16 protein-coding genes are annotated in these 22,332 nt (G+C 71.7%); 9 read left to right on the plus strand and 7 right to left on the minus strand.

The annotated features are described in order from the left end of the window. Positions 1 to 680, minus strand: a 680-nt coding sequence (pstS, locus tag CBQ26_RS07195) for a phosphate ABC transporter substrate-binding protein PstS (RefSeq protein ID WP_088247974.1), incomplete at its 3' end; no start/stop codon positions are given. A 486-nt stretch (positions 681 to 1,166) separates the two neighbouring features. On the opposite strand from pstS, the gene CBQ26_RS07200 reads away from it, so the two are divergent. From CBQ26_RS07200 to CBQ26_RS07210, 3 genes are all read left to right on the plus strand, one after another. Further along, positions 1,167 to 2,600: an HD-GYP domain-containing protein gene (locus CBQ26_RS07200; protein WP_088247975.1), complete on the plus strand. Its 1,434-nt coding sequence runs from the start codon at positions 1,167 to 1,169 to the stop codon at positions 2,598 to 2,600. Between the two features lie 79 nt (positions 2,601 to 2,679). Then, positions 2,680 to 5,529 carry a hypothetical protein gene (locus tag CBQ26_RS07205; RefSeq protein WP_088247976.1) on the plus strand — a complete coding sequence of 950 codons (2,850 nt, stop codon included), beginning with the start codon at positions 2,680 to 2,682 and terminating at the stop codon, positions 5,527 to 5,529. After that, positions 5,526 to 6,368: a hypothetical protein gene (locus CBQ26_RS07210; RefSeq protein ID WP_088247977.1), complete on the plus strand. Its 843-nt coding sequence runs from the start codon at positions 5,526 to 5,528 to the stop codon at positions 6,366 to 6,368. Before CBQ26_RS07205 ends, CBQ26_RS07210 begins: the two co-directional genes overlap by 4 nt. A gap of 119 nt (positions 6,369 to 6,487) precedes the next feature. Here CBQ26_RS07210 and CBQ26_RS07215 read toward each other — a convergent pair whose 3' ends face one another. The 3 genes from CBQ26_RS07215 to CBQ26_RS07225 form a co-directional block, all read right to left on the minus strand. Then, a complete protein-coding gene (locus tag CBQ26_RS07215) occupies positions 6,488 to 7,696 on the minus strand; it encodes a sensor histidine kinase (protein WP_088247978.1) in 1,209 nt (402 codons plus the stop codon). Between the two features lie 83 nt (positions 7,697 to 7,779). Continuing rightward, on the minus strand, positions 7,780 to 9,357 hold the full coding sequence (locus CBQ26_RS07220; protein WP_244897994.1) for a GGDEF domain-containing protein: 1,578 nt from the start codon (positions 9,355 to 9,357) through the stop codon (positions 7,780 to 7,782). Beyond that, positions 9,354 to 11,435, minus strand: a complete 2,082-nt coding sequence (locus CBQ26_RS07225; protein WP_088247979.1) for an HD domain-containing phosphohydrolase — start codon at positions 11,433 to 11,435, stop codon at positions 9,354 to 9,356. Before CBQ26_RS07225 ends, CBQ26_RS07220 begins: the two co-directional genes overlap by 4 nt. Positions 11,436 to 11,573: 138 nt before the next feature. Here CBQ26_RS07225 and CBQ26_RS07230 point away from each other — a divergent pair, with 138 nt between their 5' ends. Then, positions 11,574 to 12,872: a hypothetical protein gene (locus tag CBQ26_RS07230; RefSeq protein ID WP_088247980.1), complete on the plus strand. Its 1,299-nt coding sequence runs from the start codon at positions 11,574 to 11,576 to the stop codon at positions 12,870 to 12,872. 543 nt (positions 12,873 to 13,415) lie between these two features. Here CBQ26_RS07230 and CBQ26_RS07235 read toward each other — a convergent pair. Beyond that, positions 13,416 to 14,945 (minus strand): DEAD/DEAH box helicase, encoded by a 1,530-nt coding sequence (locus tag CBQ26_RS07235; RefSeq protein WP_088247981.1) that lies wholly within the window; start codon positions 14,943 to 14,945, stop codon positions 13,416 to 13,418. Positions 14,946 to 15,290: 345 nt separating this feature from the next. Here CBQ26_RS07235 and CBQ26_RS07240 point away from each other — a divergent pair, with 345 nt between their 5' ends. Continuing rightward, positions 15,291 to 16,166, plus strand: a complete 876-nt coding sequence (locus tag CBQ26_RS07240; RefSeq protein WP_088247982.1) for a hypothetical protein — start codon at positions 15,291 to 15,293, stop codon at positions 16,164 to 16,166. Positions 16,167 to 16,531: 365 nt separating this feature from the next. Here the strand turns inward: CBQ26_RS07240 and CBQ26_RS07245 are convergent, their stop codons facing one another. Next, positions 16,532 to 18,658 carry a molybdopterin oxidoreductase family protein gene (locus tag CBQ26_RS07245; RefSeq protein WP_088247983.1) on the minus strand — a complete coding sequence of 709 codons (2,127 nt, stop codon included), beginning with the start codon at positions 18,656 to 18,658 and terminating at the stop codon, positions 16,532 to 16,534. Between the two features lie 235 nt (positions 18,659 to 18,893). Between CBQ26_RS07245 and CBQ26_RS07250 the strand changes: the two genes are divergently transcribed. From CBQ26_RS07250 to CBQ26_RS07260, 3 genes are all read left to right on the plus strand, one after another. Beyond that, positions 18,894 to 19,283 carry a hypothetical protein gene (locus CBQ26_RS07250; RefSeq protein ID WP_088247984.1) on the plus strand — a complete coding sequence of 130 codons (390 nt, stop codon included), beginning with the start codon at positions 18,894 to 18,896 and terminating at the stop codon, positions 19,281 to 19,283. A 107-nt stretch (positions 19,284 to 19,390) separates the two neighbouring features. Further along, on the plus strand, positions 19,391 to 19,723 hold the full coding sequence (locus CBQ26_RS07255; RefSeq protein WP_088247985.1) for a nitrite reductase small subunit NirD: 333 nt from the start codon (positions 19,391 to 19,393) through the stop codon (positions 19,721 to 19,723). Next, positions 19,702 to 20,535: a uroporphyrinogen-III synthase gene (locus tag CBQ26_RS07260; protein WP_088247986.1), complete on the plus strand. Its 834-nt coding sequence runs from the start codon at positions 19,702 to 19,704 to the stop codon at positions 20,533 to 20,535. Before CBQ26_RS07255 ends, CBQ26_RS07260 begins: the two co-directional genes overlap by 22 nt. A gap of 98 nt (positions 20,536 to 20,633) precedes the next feature. Here CBQ26_RS07260 and CBQ26_RS07265 read toward each other — a convergent pair whose 3' ends face one another. Beyond that, positions 20,634 to 21,032: a PAS domain S-box protein gene (locus CBQ26_RS07265; protein ID WP_088247987.1), complete on the minus strand. Its 399-nt coding sequence runs from the start codon at positions 21,030 to 21,032 to the stop codon at positions 20,634 to 20,636. Between the two features lie 160 nt (positions 21,033 to 21,192). On the opposite strand from CBQ26_RS07265, the gene CBQ26_RS07270 reads away from it, so the two are divergent. Continuing rightward, on the plus strand, positions 21,193 to 22,140 hold the full coding sequence (locus tag CBQ26_RS07270; RefSeq protein ID WP_088247988.1) for an ABC transporter substrate-binding protein: 948 nt from the start codon (positions 21,193 to 21,195) through the stop codon (positions 22,138 to 22,140). The last annotated feature ends 192 nt before the right edge of the window (positions 22,141 to 22,332 follow it).

Consider the following 22,332-nt stretch of genomic DNA (forward strand, 5'->3'; position numbering starts at 1 on the left):
CCGAAGGGCAGTTTGTTCTGCTTGGCGTACACCAGTTCCACGTACCCGATCGCGCCGGGCGTGCTCTTGACCACGCCGGCCACGCCGTCGTTCCCGCGCGCGCCGGTCCCGACCGGCCAGTTCAGGCTGTTGCCGGTGCCGACCTTGCTCTTCCACTCGGTGCTGACCTTGCTCAGGTAGTCGCTGAACACGAACGTCGTGCCGGAGCCGTCGCTGCGGCGAGCGACCGTGATGGGCAGCGGGGGAATGCTGACGCCGGGGTTCAGGGCGGTGATGGCCTTGTCGTTCCAGGTTTTGATCTTGCCGAGGTAGATGTCGGCCAGGACCTTCCCGGTGAACTTGAGGGGCGTGGTGACGCCGGGGAGGTTGTAGGACGGCACGACGGCGCCGATGGCGGTGGGGACGTGCAGGAGCTTGCCGGGGGCGGCCTTCATGGCCTCATCGCTCATGGGGTTGTCGCTGCCGGCGAAGTCGACGGTGCGTTCGGTGATCTGTTTCTGGCCAGCGCCGCTGCCGACGCTCTGGTAGTTGACGGTGACGCCGGTGTCGCCCTTGTACTCGGCGAACATCTTGCTGTACAGCGGGAACGGGAAGCTCGCGCCGGCACCCGTCACGCTGCCCTGGGCGGAAGCGCTACTGACGGTTGCGAGGGCCATGGCCAGGAGGATCGTCTTCTTCATGCCGGTAGTGTGTGCGTCGCGCGTCAGTGCCGTGTCATCTGAATCTGAAAAAGATGCAGTGATCATCAGACTCCAGTCAGATTAAAAGTGAACCCAGCACACTGGCTGTCGGTGGCCGCCTGACGTGGCTTGCGTCTGTGGCGCTCCTCTTGTTTCTGCGGGGCTCTACGAGTCCGCCGGGACCCGGCAGCGCCGCAAGGCATACGGGACTGCCGCTTGTTTCGCCGGCAATCCGGGTCAACAATCCGGAACGTCACCGGATGGCCGGCTCCACGCTCGGAGGGACGTTTCTCTCCTGCTCTGCGGAGGGGTTCTCCGAGTCGCATGCGCTCGGACCCAGCGGGTTTTGCAATCCATTTAATCGGAGTCCGTATCAGTTCCTTCGCCTCCCCCGCAGTGATCAGGACCGGGCGATGTCGGACCGCTTCGGACCGCCCGCAGGCGGCGCCGACGTGCCCCTGACCGGCTTGCTGCAGACTCCCGCACGTGCACTGCGCCCCACCCGCCCCTGAAACGTGGACCTCACGCGACCTCGACCGACTGGCCCGGGCCGCCAGCTCCGACCACGGCGGCTCCGCCTGGCCGGCTGTCCTGAGCGCGCTGGTCGACATCCACCCAGGCGCGCAGCGCGCCCTGCTGGCCATCCGCCAGGGCACCCACTTCGAGGTTCAGGGTGTCACCGGGTACCCCGCAGACCTTCTGGACCTGCGCTTGCCCCTCCACACCGAGCGCGCCTGGTACGGGCAGTCAGAATCAGCCTGGTACGCCGAGAAGTCCCGGCAACTCTCAGGTCCGGACCTGCAGGGACACCTGGGCCGCATCGAGACGCTGTTCGGCCCACAGGACCATTACCGCACGCTGCGTGAGCGGGGGAACCTGGACACCCTGCAGGCCAACCTCCTGCAACCCTTCACCTGCCACGGTGAAGTCGTCGCTCACCTAAACATCGACGGTGTGGAGGCGCTGCCCTCCCTGCCAGAACACGCCGTGAACCTCCTGCGAACCCTGATCGAGCGCTCCTGGACAGCGTCCGCCGACGCTCACCTGCGGGAACGCAACGAACTCTGGGAAATGGCCCGCCTCGGGGATCTCCTGCGCCCCATCATGGATCCTCACGCACTGCTGCGCGCCGGCCTGCGCCGCGTGGCCGCGGCCTTCGGCGCGGCCGCGCACCACTCCGTTCAACCGTCACGGTTCGATCCGAGCCTGAGCATCACAGAGCCCTGCCTCGACGGATTCCTTACCCTGACCTGGAGCGCACCGACGTCCTCGCGGGCACTCGCGCAACTGTCACTCAGAAGCCTCGCCGACCGCGTCCACCACGCGCACCTGCGAGAACAGCAGCGCGGATCACTCCTCGAATCGAGAAACCACGCCCTGGAATTGATCGGCGCCGCCCTGGAAGCCCGCGATCTGGAAACCCAGGGCCACACCCGGCGCGTGGCGCACTGGGCGCAGCAGGTGGCCCGGGCGGCTGACCTGGATCCCGAGGAGGCCGAGGCGCTGCACCTGGGCGCCCTCCTGCACGACCTCGGAAAACTGGCCATCCCTGACGCGATCCTGCTCAAACCGGGTCCGCTGACCGATCAGGAACGCGCGGTCATGCAGCGCCACCCTGGGCTGGGCGCCGCGCTCGCGCAGCGCGTTCCGCACCTTCCGGACGGCGCGCTGGACGTGGTCCGCTCACACCACGAGCACTGGAACGGGCGCGGGTATCCTGCCGGGCTGCGCGGTGAGGAGATTCCCAGGCCAGCGCGCCTGTTCGCCGTGATCGATACGTACGACGCCCTGACCAGTGACCGCCCCTACCGCGCGGCCTGGACGCCACAGGCTGCCTGGGCGGAAGTGCAGCGTCTCAGCGGGCAGCAGTTCGATCCCCGGGCGGTTCACTTGCTCGGGGAGGTCCTGCAGCCAGCTTGAGCCTCCCACGCCTGGAGGGGCGTTTTCTCCTTCACGGACGCCGGACGTCCTGTTCGGGTACGTGCGCTACGCTGGGCGCGTGCCGGACCCTGCGCCACGCCCTGCCACGCCGCGCCTGCTGCTGCTGGCGCTGCTGCTGACCGGCGCGTACCACGGCACGCTGGTCCTGACCCGCGCGTACCGGGGCGCGGACGGCGCCGGCGCGCTGCAGTTCCTGGCGAGCGCGTACGCCCGCCACCCGCTGGACCCCTGGGACGACCGCTGGTACGGCGGCGTGCCCCTGACCGGCGAGGCGCCGCTGGCCGCGCAGCTGATCGCGCTGCTGTCCGGCGCGCTGGGCCTGGAGGGCGCGTACGGCGCGGCGCAGTTCCTGGCGGCGGCTCTGCTCGCGTGGGGCGCGTACCGCGCGGCGCTGGCCTGCTCGTCCGCGCGGGTGGCGGGCGTGGCGACGCTGCTCGTCACGCTGGGCAGCGCCCTGACCCTGCAACTGAACGTGTTCGGGCACCTGGGCGCGGTGTTCGCGGCCGGGCTCGCCCTGCACGCCGCGCCGCCGCTGTGGGCGTGGCTGCGCGGCGAGGCCCGCGTGGGCCGCCGGGCGCTGCCGCCGCTGCTCGCGGCGGGCACGGCCGACCCGGTCACGGCCCTGCTGCTGGGCGGCGCGTTGCTGCTGGCCGGGCCGGGCGCGCGGGGGCGGCGCGGCGCGGCGGGCGGGACGCTGCTGCTGGCGCAGGCGGCCCTGTCCGGCTGGGCCGGCTGGCTGTGGTCCCCGGCCCTGACCCCACCAGTGCCGCCGCCGCCCGGCGCGGGCCGCAGCGTGTGGCTGTGCCTGCTGCTGCCGCTCTGGAGCGTGCAGTGGGTGCTGCCGGCCCTGCCGGGCCTGCTGCGTGCCGGCCCGCGCGGCTGGGGCGTGACGGAGCGGCTGGCGCTGGCCGGCGCGGCCCTGCTGCCCGGCGCGGCCCTGCTGTGGCTGCCGCTCGTCGGGTCGGCCGGCCGAGGCCCGCTGCGCCTGCCCGCCCCGGAGACCGTGGTGTTCGTCGCCTCGCTGCTGCTGCTGCCGCTGGCCGCGCGGGTCGCGCTGCGCGCCTGGGACGCCGCCCGCGCTCCGACCGGGCCGGGTCCGTTGCCGCTGGTGGGCGCGGCGGCCCTGACCCTGATCGTCACGGTCGGCCTGAACGCCCTGCCCCGCACCCGGCCGCTGGAGCCGGCGCCGCTGAACTTCGCGCCGCTCCTGAACTTCATCGAGAAGGACGAACACTGGCGTTACCGCTTCCTGACCGTCGGGTTCGGGCGGCAGCTGGGCCTGCTGACCGCGCAGACGCGCGCGGCGACCCCGGCGGGCCTGTGGCACCTGCCGCCGGACCTGCCGCAGCCGCTCGCGCCGCCCGGCGCGTTCGCGGCCCTTCCGGAACGCGCCGACCTGCCGGGCGCCGGGTCGCTGTCGGCGCTGCTGACGCACCCGGAACGCTCGTACCTGAAGTTCGTGTACGCGGCCAGTCCGGCGCTCGACCCGCTGCTGTTCCTGCACGGCTGGCACTCCATCGGCACGCTGGAGAACGGCGTGGTCGTCTGGGAACGCGAGGACGTCCCGCCCCTCCCGGCGAGGCTGCCGCGCAGCGCCCTGCCGTCCTGGGCGGCGGCGCTGTGGGGCGTGGGGCCGCTCGCGGCACTCCTGGCGGCGGGACTGGCGATCACGCGCGCCGCGCCCAGCGAACGCGCGCGCGGCCGCGTCCAGCCCGGCGCTGCTGGTACGGGCAGCGCAGGCCAGACCGACGCGGGGGCCAGTCCGCCAGACGCCCGGACGGCCGCGTGGGGCCCGGTGCGGGTGGTGGCGGGCGTCACGCTGCTGGTGCTGGCCGGCGGGCTGGCGCTGCGGCTGTCGCCCGGCTGGGCGCTGGAACGCGACTGGACCGCGCGGGCCCGCGCCGGCATGACGGGCGGCGGCCTGCGCGGCGAATTCGCGCGGCTTGAGGGAATCCGTTACCGCCTGACCCGCCCGGCCGGGCTGCCACCGACGGACCGGTGGGCGTGGCAGGCGCGGGTCACGGCGCAGTGGTGGACGCCGCTGGGCGCGCGGCAGACTGCCGGGACGCAGGCGCTGCACTTCGGGCGGGGCGGCTGGGTGGTCACGCCCCCGGAGGCGGGCGCGCTGGCCCTGCGGCGGGTCGTGCCGTCGCCGCAGGCGGCCGCCGCGTACGACCGCGCGCCGCGCCGCATCACCACGAACGCCACCGCGCCCGCCGACGTGCTCGACCGGCCGGTCGTGCAGGTCCTGTCCGCGCGGACGGTCACGCTCGCCGGGCGCGTGGTGGCGGTCGGCTCGCTGCTGAACGCCGACGCGCGCCCCGCCGACCTGACCCTGAGTGCCACGCTGCGCGGCCCGGACGGTCAGGTGATCGTCAGCGGGAACGCGGGCCTGAGCGTCCTGCATAAACTCCGTCCCGGCGAGCGGACCCCGTGGCTGGTGCGCCTGCCGCCCCTGCCGCCCGGCACGGACCCGGCGTCCCTGACGCTGGACGTCGCGGCGCGGGCGGTGGTGACGGGCCGCAGCCTCGAACGGCCCATTGCGGCCCGCAGCCGCGTGCAGGGCGGTCGGGTGGTCGTCGAGGCGCGCAACGTGTCCACGCGGACGCTGGCCGTCCCGCAGGCGCTGCTGGCAGTGTCCGACGCGCGCGGCGTGGCGTGGGTGCGCGGCGTGGTCGGCCCGGCCCTGCCGCCCGGCGCGGTCTGGACGTTCAGCCTGCCCGCCGCGCCCCCCGCGAACGCCAGGGTCCGCGTGCAGGAGGTCGCCGGCCCCCCGGACGCCGGGACGGTGCGGCCCGCCCGGACGGCGCCGGGGTCGTTCCCACTGCCGGACACGGTCCTGACGGGCGGGTCGTACACCCTGACGTTCCAGGTGCTGCCGGACGCCGCGTCCCCGGAGGCGCCGTGAGGCGCGCGGTGCTGGGCGCGTCGGTCCTGCTGGCGCTGCTGGCCGCCTGCGCCGACCCGCCCCGTCCGTTCGCGCGGCCGTCCCTGACGGTGCGTATGGGACCGGACGACCTGCGCTTCACGCTGGCCGGCCCGGACCTGCCGGCCGGGGAGCGCGCCGAGGTGTCGCTGTTCGGTCCGGCGGGCGAGACCGTCACCCGCGCCGGCACGCAGGCGGGGCAGGTGACGCTGCGGGTGCCGTCCGTCCGGGCGGGCGCCGTGCCGTTCGAGGTCCGGGTCGGCCCGCACCGCTTCGAGGGGCAGGTGCGCCGTGAGCCGGGCGAGCCGGTGTCGCCGCTGACCCTGAAGGTGGGGGGGCGGGCGGTGCGGGTCACGCAGCCGCGCCCGCCGGCGCTGGTGCTGCATCCCACGGACCGGCACGGGAACGTCACGCGGCGGCCGGTGACGGTGCGGATGGAACGCCCGGACGGCGTGACGCTGCGCCGGACAGTGCCGGTCAAGCACCTGACAGCGTGGGTGTTCCTGCCGCCGGGCCGCGTAACGGGCCTGATGTCGGTCACGGCCGTGACGGGCGGCGCGGCCGGAGAGTCCGGCGAGGTGGACCTGCTGCCCGGCCCGCTCAGCCGCGCCCGGCCGGAGGAGGCGGCCGGGCGCTGGTCAGAGGTGCGGGACCGCCTCGGGAACCGCGTGGTCGAGAACGAGGCGGCAGTCCTGACGGCTGTCGAGGACAGCTGGAACGTGCAGGTGCCGTTCACACCGGTGGCGGGCGCCGCCACGCCGGCTGTTACGCTGCCGGGCGCGCGGGTGGAGGCGGAGGAGGTGCCCTTCGCCGAGCGGTGAGGGAGGCACGGGGGACAGCAAAATATTTTTATGTATATGAAGGGAAGGGTGTCAGAGTGTCCCAGATCAACCCGCCTCACCAAACCTGACCGGAGGCAGTCCGTAGCAGACCGACCGCGTTACTCCGGTAGCGTGAATGAGAACGTCGCGCCCTGTCCGGGTTGTCCGGTGGCGTGGACGGTTCCGCCGTGCCGGGTGATGACCCGCCGGATGAGCGCGAGGCCGGTGCCGGTGCCTTCGAAGTCGTTCTGGTGGTGGAGCCGCTGGAACAGGCGGAACAGTTTGTGCGCGTAGTCGGGGTCGAATCCGGCGCCGTTGTCCTGCACGTCGATCCGCCAGGTGCGGGCGTGCGGGTCGTGGTGGGCGCTGACGTGCAGTTGCGGGTCGGGTGTGTTGCGGGTGTACTTGAGGGCGTTGCTGCACAGGATCTTGAGGACGGACCTCAGCGCGTGCGGGTCGCCGGGGACGGTGGGCAGGGGAGAGGCCGTCCAGGTCGCGTGTGGCGTGGTCGGGTGGAGTTCGCGTTGCACCTCGGCGTGCAGTTCGTTCAGGTCGACCGGCTGGACGCGCAGGGCGCAGCGGCCGGCGCGGCTGAAGCGCATGACGCCGTCGATCATGCCGGAGAGGTTCGCGGCGCTGCCCTCGATGATCCCGAGGTACCGGTCGCGTTTGCCGGGGTCGGTGGTCTGCCGGGCGAGGCGCGCGAAGCTCAGGAGGTGCCGGACGGGCGTGAGCAGGTCGTGCGACATGGCGTAGGTGATGTTCTCGAGTTCCTCGTTCGTCTGCACGAGCAGCTGCTTTTCCTGCCGGAGCGCGGCGGTCTGCCGGGCGACTTCGGCGGCGAGGCTGGCGTTGAGGGTTTCGAGGGCCTGCTGGGCCTGCACGCGGTCGGTGACGTCGCGGGACACGACGATCACGTCGTAAGGCGCGGCAGGCCGGACCGGGTCGGGGAGGGGCGTGAGCGTCACGTCCCACCAGCGGGGTTCGCCGCGCATGGTCGGGCAGAACCCCGTGAACTGCGCGGGCGTCCCGCCGGACGCGACCGCGAACGCTTCGAGCATCGCGTCGCGCGCCTCGCCCTCCCAGAAGGACAGCCAGTCGGCGCCGTGGCAGGCGCTGTAATCGTCGACCTGCATGGCTTCCTGGCCGCGCAGGTTCATGGATTGCAGGCGGCCGTGCCGGTCGACCACCTTGATGCAGTCCGCGCTGAGGTTGTGGACGCTGGTCAGGTACCGGTCCCGCCACGCCTGATCCGAGACGGGAACGTCGCCGGTGAGCAGGTCGGTGGCGGGGTTGGGTTCCAGCAACTGCGGACCGGGCTCCAGCATACGTCTCAGTGTAGGGTATCTGCCGCTGCGGTGATCGTGTGGGACTTCACGACCGGCCGGCGCGAGGGTCGGTCGGCGGCAGGTCACGCCTCGCGGACGGTGTTCCGTCCGGCGGCTTTCGCGGCGTACAGCGCCTGATCGGCCGCCTGGAGCGCCTGGGTGGGTTCGTCCCCGGCGGTCAGGACGGTCAGGCCGAAACTGGCTGTGACGTGCAGCTCCGGGTGGATGTCGGTCCAGTCGTGCGTGTCCAGCGCGGCGCGCAGGCGTTCGCAGACGCGCCGCGCGACCGGGAGGCTCGCGCCGGACAGCAGCAGCAGGAATTCCTCTCCGCCGAACCGCGCGAGGCAGTCGTGATCCCGGATTTCACGCGTGAGGACCTGCACGGCCCGCACGAGCACGGCGTCCCCGACCACGTGACCGTAGCGGTCGTTCACGCCCTTGAAGTGGTCGAGATCCAGCAGCGCGGCCGCCGACGGGTGCCCGCCGGCCGCGCGGGTCAGCAGGGTTTCCAGGTGGGTCATGGCGGCCGCGCGGTTCGGCGCGCCGGTCAGCGGGTCGCGCAGCGCCGCTTCCGCAAACGCCTCGGCGCGCACTTCAGCCTCGCTGGCCTGCCGTTCGATCTCGCGCAGCAGCGCGCCCTGCTGGAAGTACTCGCGGTACAGACCTTCCAGGCGGCGGGTCAGGTCCCGCTGCACCTCGAAGGCCTGCTCGAACCGCCCCTGGCGCGCCTGGGCGTCCGCCTGCACCTGCCGGGCCTGCGCGGCCAGCAGGTCCAGACTGGCCCGCTGGAACGCACCGACCGCGGCGGCCGCGTCCCGCTCCATGTCCGCCCAGCGGGCGTCCACGGCGCCGACCCGCGCGCGGTCCAGCAGCGCCCGCCCCAGCGCCTGCTGACTGCCGGAGGCGCGGGCCAGCCGCACCCGCTCGGTGGCGAGCGCCCTGGCGACCGGCACGCGGCCACTCAGCAGTTCCCACGCGACCAGCGACTCCAGGATTTCCGGTTGCAGGCGCAGGACCGCGACCTCCTGCGGACCGGTCTGCATGGCCCGCAGTTCCCGCACGGACACCGGCAGCTGCGCGCGCGCCTCCTCGACCAGTTCGGGTGGCAGTTCACCGGCCTGCAGGGCGAGCGCCGCGCCGCGCACGAAATTGATGTGGAACGCGGTCGACAGGGGCGGCACGCCCGGCTCCGCGGAGTCCAGGCCCGCCCGGAACGGGGAGCGCAGCAGTTCCAGCAGGCGGGCCGCGACCGCCGCGTTCCGTCCGCGTTCCAGTTCGTAGTGCGAGGCGTTCACCGCGACGAGCGCCACGTCCCGCACCTCGCCGGCCGCGCGGGCCAGGGCGTCCGCCTCGCGGAAGTGCCCGTCGGCACCCAGGTCGTCGTACACGTCGAGCATGACCAGCGCGACCGCCACGTGCGCCCGCGCCGTCAGTCCGGCGTCGCCCGACGTGCGCGCCAGGTCCAGGCACGCGACGGCGTGCGTCATCGCGGCCTGCAGGTCCCCGAGGTCCAGCGCCAGGTACGTCGCGTCGCGGCGCAGCAGCGTCAGCTGCCGCAGGTCGCTCACGCCGTCCATCGCGGCCAGCGTGTCCTGCAGTTCCCGTTCCACGGCCCGCAGGTCGGTCAGTTCCGGGTCCGGCGGGGTCGCTTCCGGCGTCACGGCCCGCTCCTGTCCGGACGGTCGGTCAGCCCCACCGGGTCGCTTGCCGGCCGGTGAATGGCGCCGGCGGCCCCGTCAGGAGCGGCCTCGCTGCTGGTCCCCACGTCCCCCGTCTCGTCCAGCCACGCCAGGAACGCCCGGACGACCTGCGGGTCGAAGTGCCGGCCCGACTCCTGCTCGATCAGCGCGCGGGCCCGCCCGGCATCCCAGGCCCGGCGGTAGGGCCGGTCGTGCCGCAGGGCGTCCCACACGTCAATCACCGCGAAGATCCGCGCGGGCAACGGGATCTCCTCGCCCGCCAGTCCGGCCGGGTAGCCGGTCCCGTCCCACTTCTCGTGATGCGCGGACGGAATGTCGAGCGCCCCGCGCAGGAACTCGATGGGTTCCAGCAGCGCCAGCGCCATGTCCGGATGCCGCCGCATCACCGCCCATTCCTGATCGTCGAGCGGGCCGGGTTTCAGCAGCACCGCGTCCGGGATGCCCATCTTGCCGATGTCGTGCAGCAGCGCCCCGCGCCGCAGGTGCAGCAGCGCCTCGCCGCTCAGGCCCATGCGGCGCGCCAGGTGCACCGTGAGTTCCGTGACACGCTGGCTGTGCCCCTCGGTCTCCCGGTCCCGGAAATCCAGCGCCCGCGCCCAGCCCTCGATGGTCTGGTCGTACGCGCGGCTCAGTTCGTCACGGCTGCCGCGCAGGTCCGCGAGCAGCAGCACGCTTGCCAGGGCCGCGCCCATCTGCGCGGCGACCGTCTCCAGCGCCTGCCGGTCATCCTCGTCGAAGGCGTCCACGAGGGGGCTTTCCACGTTCAGCACGCCCCACACCCGCCCGGCCACGCGGATGGGCGTGACCAGCTCGCTGCGCACCTCATGCCCGATCGGCACGTACCGCGGGTCGCGCGTCACGTCCCCGACCATCAGCGTCACGCCGCCCCGCACGGCCGCGCCGCACAGTCCCCGGCTGACCGGCAGCGACTGCGCGTCCAGGGCCGTCCAGGCTTCCCGGTTCCCGTCGCAGGCCCGCATCAGCAGCTGCTCTCCGACGCGTTCGGCCACCCACACGAAGGGATGCCCGAGCCGTCCCTCGATCAGCCGCGCGACCCGCGACGCGATCTCATCCACGCTCTGCGCCTCCTGCAACTGCAGGCCCGTGGCGTGCATCAACGTGAGTTCCTGCACCCGCCGCTCCAGCGCCCGTTTCGAGAGGTGCTGCGCCGTCACGTCCCGCGAGTGGACCACCACCCCGCGCACCGACGGTTCCTGCAGCAGGTTCCGGCCGCGCGCCTCCAGCCACAGCACCCGCCCGTCCACGTGCAGCGCGCGGAACGTGAGGTTCAGCGCCGAGTCCGGCAGCCGCTGGATGGCCATGAACGCCTCCTGAACCCGCCCGAGGTCGTCCGGATGCACGACGTTCAGCGCGGCGCGGCCTGTCACGTCCCGCGCGCTGCGGCCCAGCAACTGCCGCGCGCCTCCGCTCTGGTACAGCACCCGCCCGTCCCGGTCGAGGACCGTCACGAGGTCCGTGCCCTGATCGGTCACGGTCCGCAGCATCGCCTCACGCGCGCGGACCGTGCTTTCCGCCTGCAGGCGGCTCAGCAGCGTTCCCCACAGCGCCCCGATCGTGCCCAGCACGCCCAGCCCGTTCAGGTCCGGGCGCGGCCGGTTGAACAGCAGGTTGACCGTCCCCACCAGCTCCGGCCCGTTGAACAGCCCGAAATTCACGAGGTGACGCGCTCCCAGCCGCGCGTAGTTCCGTTCCTCCGGACCGTGCCAGTCCGGCGACGGGACCGGCGCGCTGATCCACGTGCCGGCCGTCAGGAGCGTCACCCAGTCGGGTTCCATCACCTGACGGCGGTGAACGCCCAGCAGCGGATGGTCGCCCCACGAGGCAGTCAGGACGTACTCGTGCCCGCTCAGGCGCAGGTGCAGCATCCCGAGGTCCGCGCCCAGCACCTCGGACAGGAACGCCAGTCCCTGCTGGCACAGGTCCGTCTCGCTGCCCTGCGCGAGCAGTTGCCGCGTGACGGTCAGCAGAAGCGTTTCACTGTCGGGCGGGAGGGTCGGCATGGAAGTCCTGAGCGTCATCCTACCTGCTGCGCCCCGGACCCGCCGCGCGTTCCCCCGCAAGCGTGACGATTCTCACAAGAAGTCGCCCGGTCAGCAGGTCTGCTCCGCCGCGCGAACGCCCTGGCAGACGCTCCCGGAATGTGCTTTAGATGGAGTATGCCCAGACCCCGCAGGCCCAGACTCCTGACCGCCCTGAGCGTCCTCACGCTCGCCGCCGCGCAGACCGTCACCCACGCCCAGACCGTCACGTTCCCCGTCACCTTCGAGGGACCGCAGACCTGGCAGGTCCGTTTCGAAGAGGGCGTCGGCAACTGGACCTTCCAGCTCGGCACGCCCGGCGCCGTCCGGGGCCGCCAGCTGACCGGCACGGCCACCGGCCGCACCGCCGGCAACCGGGCGGCCGCGTTCATGTTCACCGCCGAGGACCTCAGCGCCGGACGGGACCGGGCCACCGGCGTCGTCGACGGCCTCCCGAAACTCAGCCGGTACGCGCTGTTCGCCGTGGAACCCGAGAACGGCCAGATCATCGGCGGCAACGCCTACTACCGCCTGCTGTGCGTCGTGACCGGCCCGCCCGCCCCCGGCAACCCCACCACCCTGGCCGGACGCGCCTACGCCGCCAGCCTCAACCGCCCCGCCCAGGACCTCGGCGTGGGCTGCGCCGCCACCCGCGAGAACGGAACCCCGACCACCTATTCCCGCCCGGCCACGCCGACCGCGCTCGGCTGGCCGGTCCTGCCGAAAGCCGGGCAGAACTGGACCCTGCAGACCCGCCCGGCGTTCGGGGCGCCCACCGCGAAATGGAACGTGCGGGTGGACAGCGCCACCGCCAGCGCCGGTCAGGGACAGGCGACCGGCCTGAGCAGCGCGCCCGCCGAATTCCGGTACTTCGACCGCAGCGACCGGCAGTACCCGGACACGCTGGCCGTGCAGATCGGGCAGGACAACGACCCGCGCGCCGTGGTGTGCCTGTTCAGTTTCGCCAGTAACGGGTACACGCCGGGCCTGACAGTGACGGGCCGCGCCCTGCTGACCGACACGCTGTGCGAACTGACGCTGGGCGCCCTTGCGCCGGGCAGCAGCGTCGGCGCGGCGCAACCGCCCCGCTGGCTGGACGCCGTGAACCGCGTCCCGAAAGCCGGTCAGAGCTGGAAGTTCAGCAACTTCCTGCTCACGTACCGGCTGGACTTCGACCGGGCCGAGGCGGACGGCTGGAGCGGACGGGCGACCCTGACCGACAACGGCACTGCCGAGAAACTCCCGACCGACTGGACGTACCGCCTGACGTGGCTGGCAACCGGCCTGAAACTGGACGTCACGCGCGGCGGCGTCACCTTCAGCTGCGTGCTGCCCGAACAGGCGCAGGGCGCGCTGGGCGGCAGCCTGAGCGGCGACTCCGCACTGATCCTGAACGGCAAACGCGAACAGGACGGCAACTGCCGCGCGGAATTCTGACAGCAGTGTTCAGGTACGCTGAGGGGTTCCCCTCAGCACACCTGATACGGATTCCGTTTGTTTCGCCGACAATCCGGAACTTCACCGGATTGCCGGCTTCACGTCCGGAACCCGTTTCTCTCCTGCTCGCATCCGCTCCGATTGAACGGGCTTTGCAGCCCATTCAATCGGAGTCCGTATGAAACGAGCGGCGCAAGAACCCGCTAACACCAGCGGTTTCCACCTGCCGGAGCTGGGGACTTGGATTGATGCCAAGTCCCCAGCTCCGGATTCCCGCGTGCAGACCCTGGTTACTGCCACGTATCGTCCTTCTCCGGAACGCTCTCACGGTTTCAAGCTAAGAGAGATTAGTGTGAAAACGCCAGGACCGTTCTCCCCATCCAGAACCCTTCGGGGATCGATCGCGGTCGCCTAGAGGCAATCAGGTGAGGATGGTAGTTTTTGGCCGTCCAGTACGGTTTTTTCCGACGATGATCCCTCCAGCTGCACAGAAAAAGGGAGAGGCGCACCCGCCTCTCCCTTCTGAACATCAGGAACGTCCGCTCAGCGGCGCCCGCCCCGGCCACGGGGACGCTGGGGACCGACCCGGCCCGCGCCGGTCCCGGCGGGGCTGTCGCCGCGACCCTGGCTTCCCTGGCGGGGACGGTCACCCTGAGCGCCGCGCGTGCCGCCGCCCGCGTTCTGACCGCCGCCCTGGGAACGGGCCGGCTGGGCCTGACCCTGCGCGCGCGGCTGACCCTGACGGCCACCCGGACCCTGCTGACCACGGCCCTGGCCCTGCTTCTCCTGGATGTCCTTGTCGATCTGGCTTTCCTCGCGGGTCAGGGGCGGGTGCAGCGCGCCCGGCAGTTTGCGCCGCACGTTCTGCCACAGGGCGCGCTGTTCGGGAATCAACAGCACGAGGTTCGTGCCGGGGCGACCCGCGCGGGCGGTACGGCCCGACCGGTGGACGTGATCCTCGGCGGTGGACGAGATGTCCATGTGGATCACCAGCCGCACTTCCGGCAGGTCGATGCCGCGCCCGGCGATGTCCGTGGCGATCAGGATGCGGGACTTGCCTTCGCGCAGCAGCGCCATGGTCCGTTCGCGTTTCTTCTGGTCCATGTTGCCCTCGAGCGGGCTGACGATCTCGCCGGGCAGCAGTTCGTTCAGTTTCTCGGCGCGGCGTTTCACGAGGGACTTCGTGCGGCTGAAGATTACGACGCAACCGCCGGGTTCACGCAGCGCCTCGCGGGCGCGGTCGGCGGCGAGGTCCAGCACCTGATCGCGGGTGGTGTTCACGAGCAGGTGCGTGGCGCCGGTCGCGCCGCCCAGCACGTCGGCGGCGTTCGCGGCGGCGTCGTCCGAGCGGGCCGGGGCGATGTCGATGCGTTCCGGGTTCAGCATGAACCGTTCGGCGACCGCGCGGATCTCGGCCGGGAAGGTCGCCGAGGCCATCGCGACCTGCAGGTGCCCGCTGTTGGAGCTCTGCTGCTGCGCGGCGCGCAGGATGTCGCCCACGTCCCGCAGGAAGCCCAGGGACAGCAGTTCGTCGGCCTCGTCCAGCACCACGTACCGCAGGCCCGCGAGACTGAGTTCGTTGCGGCCAATCAGGTCCTTGAGGCGGCCGGGCGTGCCGGAGATCAGGCCCTTGCCGGTCGCCTCGCTGCGCGTCTGTCCGGGCGTGATGCCGCCCGTGATGCGCCCGGCGGTCAGGCCGAGTTCGCGGGCCACGTCGCGGATCTGCACGGCCAGTTCGCGGGTGGGCGTGATGACCAGCACCTCGGGACGCATGCCGCGCACGGCGCCCATGCCGATGCCGCGCGCCGCCGCCGGGATCAGGAACGCCAGGGTCTTGCCGCTGCCGGTGCGGGCAGTCGTGATCACGTCACGGCCCGACAGCAGCGCGGGAATCGCGCCAGCCTGCACGGGCGTGGGCGTACGGTCGCCCAGCAGCGCCCGCCAGTCGGCGGTGGCTGCGGCCGGAGCGCGGGCGGGGGTCTGGGCGGAGGAACGGGTCTGGCCGGCAGACGAGGCGCTGGCAGACGAAGAAGCGACCGCCGACTGGCGGGGTTTATCCTGAATTCGGGTCATGAAACATCCTGTCGACGCCCACACTGGGCGCGCCGCGCCGGAGCGCAGCTTGAAACTAATGGGGCGCCGTCACACGTCCGTCCAGGCGGACAGAACCAGACATCCCGGCGAGAGCTACTGCACGAGCCGGTCGCTCCCGGCGACCAGTCATCCCCCCATCATGCCGCATCCGGCGCGAAAAACACAGCCTCCCCCCTGCACGGGACGCGGCTGGGCGCACGGTCAGCTGGCGGGGGCGCAAGTGGGGGCAGTGGGAGGAGGTGAGCACGGTGCGCTGGCAGGGAGAGATACGTGCTATCATATACATACAAATATCCGAGTGCCCGATTTCCCCCGGAGGTCCACATGGCCGGCCCGCACCCCGACGAACTCGCCCTGAAACTCACCCGCGCCCTCACGGACCTCGACCTCGACACCCTCGTCGCCACCCTCCAGGCCGGCGGGAACCTCACCCGGCCCCCCGCGCAGACCCGCGCGAACCTCAAACCCATCCTCGAACAGGCCCGCACCGACCACATCAACCTGCTGCGCCCCCCCGCCGACTTTCACCGCTGGCTGCGCACGCCGCTGCTGAGCAACGCCCGTGGCGGCGTCGCCAGCAACAACACCATCATCGCCCGCACCAGCACCCTGCGCGGCCTGTACACCACCCTGCGCCGCGCCAGCCTGATCACCAGCGACCCCCTGACCGACTTCCAGACCCCACCCGCAGAACACGCCCGCGACGCCCTCCCCCACCGCGACGACCTGACCCGCCTGCTCCTGAACGCCACCGACCCCGCCCTGCACGCCGCGCTGACCCTGATGTACCGCCACGCCCTGCAGGTCACGGAAATCCTGTCCATGCGCTGGGGCATGTACGACCACGCCCGCGGCCGCCTGCTGCGCCGCCGCACAGTCAGCACCCTCGACCCGCAGGGCGTGCAGGCCCTCGAACCGCTCCTGGCAGACGCGGGCGGCCCGCTGCACGCCCACGACGACGCGCACGTCTTCCCGTACCGCACGCAGGACGACCTGCGCCTCGCGATCTTCCGGGTGTGCCAGGGCGCCAACCTGCCGTTCATCGGACCGTCGCAGATCCGCCGCGCCAGCCTGCGGGACTTCCCACTGTCGCAGACGGACGCCGGGTACGCCGACCCACGCTCCTTCGAACTCGCACAGAACCTCGCCCGCAGCCTCGGCACCCGCGACCCGGACGGGACTCACGCAGACCCCGATTGAACGGTCTTGGCAGCCCCTTCAATCCGAGCGAAGCCAGTGGAAGCAAAAGCGGGCGACCGGATCAGGTCAGACGCGGCTGGCTCCGCAGGACTTCAGCCGGACCACGGCCGTCAGCGCGGCGCACAGCAACGACAGAACCGAGCGCGAACTACCATCCGCCGGGAAACTGGCCCCTGGGTTCCCCGCTCCAGAGGTGCCCAGTGTGAGGCCCTACCGGGAAACCAGCGTCCCCTGCGCGGTCCATGCGTTCCCGATCCAGGCCGGACTACCCTGAACGCCAGCACGAGCAGCGTGCTGTGCCTGTTGGCCCAGGCGAGTGCCCGCGTGTCGGGTGTACCGGGGAATACCGATCGGAGCGCGGCCGCTCAGGGCTGAAGCGCGGGGCTGGTCGGGTGCGGCGTGGCGCGTTCCGGGGCGCTGTTCGCAGTGATGGCAGGGGCGGGGCGCAGCGTGACGGGCGTGACCTTGAATCCCGGCATTCGCGAGTGCGGGTCCAGGGCGGCCGGGTCGGTGAGCAGGTTGGCCGCGCCCGGCCAGTGGAAGGGGGGAATGAACAGCGTGTCGGGGCGGATGCCGGGCGTCAGGGTGACGGGCAGCGTCGCCTGTCCGTGCGCGGTGATCAGGGTGACGCTCTGGCCGGCGCGCAGGCCGTGCGCGTGAGCGGTGTCCGGGTGGATCTGCGCGGCGTTCGCTCCTTTCAGGGCGGGGTTGCGGCGGGTCTGGGTGCCGCTCTGGTACTGCCCGCTCAGGCGGCCGGTGGTCAGGCGCAGGGCGCGCGGGGCGAGGTCCGGGGCGGGCAGGCGCGGCACATGCAGGGTGGCCAGTCCGTCGGGCGTGGGGTAGGTGGGGGCGTAGGCCAGGGGCGTGTCGGGGCCGTCGGCGCGCGGGACGGGCCACTGGGCGCTGGCGCGGTCGAGGCGTTCGGCGCTCAGGCCGCTGTAGTCGGCCCTGGCGCCGCGCGTGGCGAGGAAGAAGTCGTCCTGAAGGCTGCGGAAGGTGGGGTACGTGAACCCGTGGGGCCGGCCGACGGCGTGGGCGAGGTCGCACAGGATCCGCCAGTCCTCGCGGGCGGCGCCGGGGACGGTCATGGCGCGGCGGCGGCGTTGCACGCGGCCTTCGAGGTTGGTGGTGGTGCCTTCTTCCTCGCACCACATGCTGCCGGGCAGGACCAGCGTGGCGAGCTGCGTGGTCTCGCTGGGCAGGAAGTCGATGACGATCAGGTGCTTCAGGGCCTTGAGGCGCTCGGTGATCTGTCCGGCGCCGGCCGCGCTGACGACCGGGTTGCTGCCCAGCACGATCAGCGCGTCGAGGCCGCCCTCGCCGGGGTCGCCGCAGGCGTTCAGGAGTTCCTGCGCGCTGTGGCCGGGCTGGGGCAGCTGGTGTTCCGGGATGTTCCAGTGGGCGGCCATCTGGGCGCGGTGGCGGGGGTCGCGCAGACTGCGGGCGCCGGGCAGCTGGTCGTTCTTCTGGCCGTGTTGGCGCCCGCCCTGGCCGTTGCCCTGGCCGGTCAGGGTGCCGAACCCGCCGCCCTGCTTGCCGACGTGCCCGGTCAGGAACGCGAGGTTGATCCAGGCCTGGACGGTGTCGGTGCCGTGGGTGTGCTGCTCCGGGCCGCGTCCCGTGAGGATCAGTGGCGTGCGCGCGTCGGCGTAGGCGCGGGCCAGGACGATCAGTTCCTCCTCGGGAACGCCGCAGTCGTGCGCCACGCGGGCCGGGGGGTAGTCGTCGGCGTGCCACAGGACGTCGCTCAGGCCGTGGGCGGGGGCGGTGGGGCGGATGCGGCCCCACTGTTTCATGAGGTGCAGCAGGCCCAGGGCGAGCACTCCGTCCGTGCCGGGGCGCGGCGCGAGGTGCCGCCCGGCGACCTTCGCGGTGGGCGTGACGCGCGGGTCGATGGCGTACACGGCGCCGCCCCGGTTCCTGGCGGCCTTGAGGTACTGCATGACGGGCGGGAGCGTCTCGGCGACGTTCGCGCCGACGAGCACGATCAGGTCGCTGCGGGGCAGGTCGTCCAGCGGGAAGCCCAGGCCCCGGTCCAGGCCGAAGGTGCGGTTCAGGGCGGCGCTGGCCGAGGCCACGCCGTAGCGGCCGTTGTGGTCGATGTGCGGCGTGCGGAGGGCCACGCGGGCGAATTTGCCCAGCAGGTAGGTCTTCTCGTTGGTGAGGCTGCCGCCGCCGAACACGCCGACGCGCTGCGGGGCGCTCTGGACCAGCGGGGTCAGGGCGTCCCGGACGTAGGCGAGCGCCTCGGGCCAGCCGACGGGGACCAGCTGGCCGTCGCGGCGCAGCAGGGGCGTGGTCAGGCGGTCCGGGTGGCGCAGGTCGCCCGGCGCGGAGAGGCCCTTCTTGCAGACGGTGCCGTGCGCGACCGGGCAGTCGCGTGTGGGAGTCGTGCGCGTTACCAGGCCCTGTTCAGTGTGCAGGTCGAAGTTGCACTGCACCGCGCAGTAGGGGCAGGTGGTGCGGACGGTGCGGGAGGGAGCCGCGTTCATGGGGGTAGCCTGATGGCCAGCGTGAGAAAAGTCAAGATCAATTTTGCAGACTGTCGGATTTTTTGATCACAACATGCCGGTTTTGACGGCATAGATTGATTGACGTTCGGTCATTAGACAGATTTGGCCATAAAAACTTGACAAAATGCTCAGAATCCGGCTCAATGTGCGGCAGCAGTCGTCACCGTACCCGCCAGCCCCCCACACACTGGCCGCGACCCGCCCGGAGGACCCCATGACCCCAACCCAGGCTCCCAGCACCCCGCACGTCGTGATCATCGGCAACGGCATGGTCGGTCACCACCCGGCCAAACAGCCACGCACTCACGCCAGCGCCCGGAACCTGAGCGTCACGGTGCTGAACGAGGAACCCCATCTCGCGTACGACCGCGTGCACCTGTCGAACCCCCTCGACGACCCCCGCCCCGACCTCTCCCTGGCGATCGACGTGAGCTACCGCGAGGCGGGCGTGACGGTCGTGCAGGACCCCGCCATCCGCACCCGCTTGCGCACCTTCGTGAACAGCGACGCCCGTGAGGACGGCGTGCAGTGGGTGGATGAACGCGGCCAGATCCGGCCCGCCGACAACCCGCACCTGTACCCGCTGCCCCTGGGCGGCGACTGACCCACCCGCGCCACCATCCGGACCACTGGCCCACCGCTGACCCCGGCCTGACCCCCGCCCCTCACCCTGACCGCGACGCCCGCCCCCGCACCTGCAAGGAGCCCCGCATGACCCTCACCGTCTCCCCCACCCCACCTGCCCTGCCGTGGACGCGCGTGTGCGCCCTGATCGCCGGGCAGCAGGTCGAGGTGTTTCGCGTCGCGGGGCGCGTGTTCGCCCTGGGGAACCTCGACCCGTTCACGGGCGTGGGCGTCCTCTCGCGCGGCCTGACCGGCAGTGACACCCGTGACGGTCAGACCCGCCTGAAGGTCGCCTCGCCCCTGCTGAAACACACCTTTGACCTCGAAACCGGCGAGAGCCTGGAAACCCCCGGCGTACGCGTTCCCGTGTACGCCACCCGCACCGAAGGAGGTGACGTATGGACTGGTTCGCCGGCCTGAACGTACTGAGTCTGGAATCCCGCCGCAGTGAAGAGATGGACACCCTGATCCGCCGGTATGGCGGCGCGCCCCAGGTCGCCCCCAGCATGCGCGAGATGAAACTCGACCTGAGCGCGCCGCTCGCGCAGTTCGAACGCGACCTGCACGCCGGCGACATTCACGCCGTCGCCTGCCTCACTGGCGTCGGCACCCGCATGTTCCTGAAAGAACTCGCCGCCCGCGACCCGCAACACCTCGAAACCCTGCGCGGCGTGCCGTTCGTGTCGCGCGGCAGCAAACCCGCCCAGGCCCTCAAGACCTTCGGCCTGAGCAGCACCATCGTGCCCAAACCCAGCACCTGGCATGAGGTGCAGGAGCACCTGATCGCCACGCTGGAACGCGGGCAGCACGCCGTGATCCTCGAGTATGGCGAGGCCGTCCCGACCGCCATGCTGCGCGAACTCGGGTACGCCGGGATCCGCGTGACGAGCGTGCCCGTGTACCGCTGCGCCTTCCCGCAGGACACCGCCCCGCTGGCGAAGGCCGTGCGCGACGTGATCCTGGGCGGGCCGGACATCCTGCTGCTGTCCAGCGGCACGCAGATCCTGCACTTCCTGAAGTACGCCGAGAAACTGAACCTGCTCGAAGAGGCCCGCGCCGGCCTGCACCGCATGGTCGTGGTGTCCATCGGCCCGGCGTGCAGCGAGGCCGCCGCCGATCTGGGCCTGCGCATCGACCTGGAAGCCAACCCGCACAAGATGGGCATCCTGGTCCGCACGGCCGCCGAGCACGCCCCGGCCATCCTGGCCGCCCGACTGGGCCGCGCCGGCTGACCGTCCCCGCGGGACAGCGGGGCAGAAGCAGGGAGGCGCGCCACGTCCGGCGGCACGCCTCCCTGCTTCTGCCGTGTCCCGAGGAGCAGGCGACCGGCTCAGCCGGTGACGGTGGCAGGCGGGACGGGTGCCGGGGCGGGCAGGCCCTGGATCTGCGAGACGAAGAACGCCGGGGAGCCGTCGTCGGACAGGATCATGGAGACGTTCAGCTGCGCCCACAGCAGTTCGCCGTCGGCGTGCCGGTAGCGTTTGCGCATCTCGTACTGGGTGATGTCGCCGTCGACGAGTTGGCGCAGCAGGGTCAGGTCGGCGTCCAGGTCGTCCGGGTGGGTGATGTCCTGGAAGGTCAGGGTCAGCAGCCGCTCGCGCGGGTAGCCCAGCAGGGCGCACAGGGCGTCGTTCACGGTCATGAAGCGACCCAGCGGGGAGACCAGCGCCATGCCGATGGGCGACTTCCTGAACATGGCGACGAACAGCTGCGTTTCAAGGTCGGACATGCGGCGGCCTCCTGGGGAGCATGGTTCATTCTAGGGCATCCGGCGGTCCATTCCCGCGCCGGGAGCCGTCCTGTTCACGTTCGTTGGCAGGCGGGACCGTATCCGGCCCTGACCTGTCGGGGCATGACCACACCTGATAATGATTTGCTATTCTCAATTGATGCGTGTCCTGCTGCCCCTCACCCTGACCCTCCTGACCGGCACCGCCGCCGCCGCGAGCTACCCCGTGACCGTCACCCACACCTCCGGGCAGACGACCCTGCGCGCCGAACCCCGCCGGGTCGTCGCGCTCGGCCCGCACGCCCTGGACCTGCTGCTGTCGCTCGGCGTGCAGCCCGCCGGGTACGGCGAGGCCTCACACATCGCCACGCGCGACTACGGCTCCCCCATCCGGCAGATCCGCTACCTGGGCAGCCGCGTGACCGGCGCGCCCATCAACGTCGGGGACCGCTTCAACCCCAACCTGGAAGTCCTGCTGTCCGTCAAGCCCGACCTGATCGTCGGTGAGAACTACGCCGCCGCGAACTACCCGGCCCTGACCCGACTGGCCCCCACGCTGCTGCTGCACGGCATTCACAGCGGCGACTGGCAGAAGAGCCTCGTGACGCTGGGCCGCGCCCTGAACCGCGAGGAGCAGGCCCGAACCGTCCTGAACCGCCACGCCAGCTTCATCCGCCGCGCCGCGCAGGACGTGCCCGCCCCGCTGCGCGGCGCCCGCGCCCTGGTCGTCTGGAACGCCGGCGGCGCGCAGAAGGACGTGTTCACGGTCCTCGGGCCGCGCGACTGGACCGGCGGGTTCTTCCAGAACCTGGGCTTCCGGCTGGCCCTGCCCGGCAGCGCCGACCCCAGCCTCGGCGAGGGCTACCGCAAGGTCAGCAGCGAGGTCCTAGCCGGCCTGGACGCCGACGTGGTCTTCCTGATCGCGTCGAGCCGCAACACCACCGCCCAGGCCCGCCGCGACTGGCAGGCCAACCCGCTCGCGCAGCGCCTGAACGCCAGCCGCAGCGGCCGCGTGTACGTCCTGGACGCCCAGCTGTTCAGCCGCCTGCGCGGCCCCATCGCCGAGGAACTGATGGTCCGCGAACTCCAGCGGCAGTGGAACCCCTGATACGGATTCCGTTTATTTCGCCAACAATCCGGAACTTCACCGGATTGCCGGCTCCACGTCCGGAACCCGTGTTGCTCCTTCTCGCGTCCGCTCGGATTGAAAGGACTTTGCAGCCCTTTCAATCGGAGTCCGTATGAGCCGACACCCTGGCTGACAGACAGAGCGAACAGAACGCGCGCCCCCGACCTGTGC

It is taken from the genome of Deinococcus indicus (genome assembly GCF_002198095.1).
GTDB lineage: Bacteria > Deinococcota > Deinococci > Deinococcales > Deinococcaceae > Deinococcus > Deinococcus caeni.